We start from the raw sequence: 1,474 nt of genomic DNA, 5'->3' as shown, positions 1-1,474 counted from the left end.
ACGAGACCGGCAGCCCCCACATCGCCTTCCTCTGGGGCTTTTCTGTCTCCGTCGGCGGTCTCCTCGGGTTGGCCCTCTATCTGAATCTCGGCGGGGGCGGTTACGGGACCCATCGGAGCGACGCCGACACTCGGTCGCGCGCCCCCATTGAGAAGGCACCCAGCCGAAACGAACTCGTTTCCTGTCCGAACTGCCACGCGCGGGAGGAAGCCGACCGCGACACCTGTCGCTTCTGCGACGAACCGCTGGACGCGTCGTAGTCTCCGGCCTCCGACGAACTGCTCGTTTTCCGGGGGACGGGTCACGACGAGTCGGCCGCCTCTCGCTTGTCCGTTTCTCCCTCATCTGCTTGTCGCTCGTCCGTTTCTCGCTCGCCCGTTTCTCCCTCATCTGCTTGTCGCTCGTCCGTTTCTCGCTCGCCCGTTTCTCGCTCGTCCGCCGCAACCAACCCCTCGACACGCGTCTTCAGTCCTTCGTTCATCGCGACGAACCCGGCTCTCGTCTCGTCGCCCATGAACCACATGAAGGGGCCGGAAAGTAGTCCCGAAAACGTCTCTGTGTGTTCGAACCGAGTTCGTTCGCCGCCGCCGAGTGGTTCGAGACGGAAGCGATGTTCACCGTCGAACAACCCCGGAACGATGAGGTGTCCGACCCACACGAGTTCACGGTGCTTCTCGCACCGCGTCACGTCGGGTTCGAAGACGGATTCACGCCCACCCGGCGGCATCAGATGAACGGTGAGTGTCGCGCCCTCGTTCGGCCGCCCGGCAATGCGCATGAATGGGTTCCACTCGGGGTAGTGGTCGAAGTCGACGAGTACCTCCCACACCCGCTCCGGCGGGGCGTCTATCTCGATGCTCGTCGTGAGCTCGTACGACATATGTGATATTTCGCGCCCCAACACCGTGAATTTCGCGCGGAACGTTCATTGCGGGTGAGGAGAGACACGGGGGTATGGCAACCCTCCTTCTCGTCCGGCACGGCGAGACGACGTGGAACCGCGCGGGGCGTGTACAGGGGTGGGCCCCTGTCTCGCTCACCGAGCGCGGCCAATCGCAGGCCAGCGCTCTCGCACGCCACGTCGCAGACTCCTACGAGATTGACCGACTCATCTCGTCGGATATCGAACGCGCCCAGGAAACCGCCCGTCCGATTGCCCGCGAACTCGACATTGAACCCGTCCTCGACCCATCGTGGCGCGAACGAGACGTTGGTTCGTTTCAAGGGCTCGAATTCGACGAGCTGACGGCCCGATACCCGCAGTACTCGCTTTCGGCGGTCGGCTCTCCTGCGGCGCGCGAGCGGCCGCCGAGCGGCGAGCGCCTCGTCCAAGTTCGTCTGCGCGTCCTCCACGCCCACGAGGGGCTTGCAGACCCGCTTTCGGCCGTCGGAACGGTGGTCGCCGTCACACCCGGCCCGCCGCCTCCGCCCTCCCTCGGCGAGATGAAAAGGCCCGATATCGTCGGGGCGACGC

Annotated in this window: 2 protein-coding genes and 1 pseudogene; 2 read left to right on the top strand and 1 reads right to left on the bottom strand. The window is 65.0% G+C overall.

Features of this window, described 5'->3' with window-relative positions:
• A partial coding sequence (locus tag QT222_RS01195) for a hypothetical protein (protein WP_491476036.1) occupies window positions 1–260 on the top strand: 260 nt, incomplete at its 5' end.
• A 155-nt stretch (window positions 261–415) separates the two neighbouring features.
• On the opposite strand, the pseudogene QT222_RS01190 reads toward QT222_RS01195, so the two are convergent.
• Window positions 416–880, bottom strand: a pseudogene (locus QT222_RS01190) (SRPBCC family protein); the annotation flags it as partial.
• Between the two features lie 74 nt (window positions 881–954).
• On the opposite strand from QT222_RS01190, the gene QT222_RS01185 reads away from it, so the two are divergent.
• The coding region (locus QT222_RS01185) for a histidine phosphatase family protein (RefSeq protein WP_491476035.1) at window positions 955–1,474 on the top strand (520 nt) is incomplete at its 3' end.

The organism is Haloferax sp. s1 (assembly GCF_058382125.1).
Note: the sequence above shows the minus strand (reverse complement) of the source record. Positions and strands in the feature narration are given on the sequence as shown.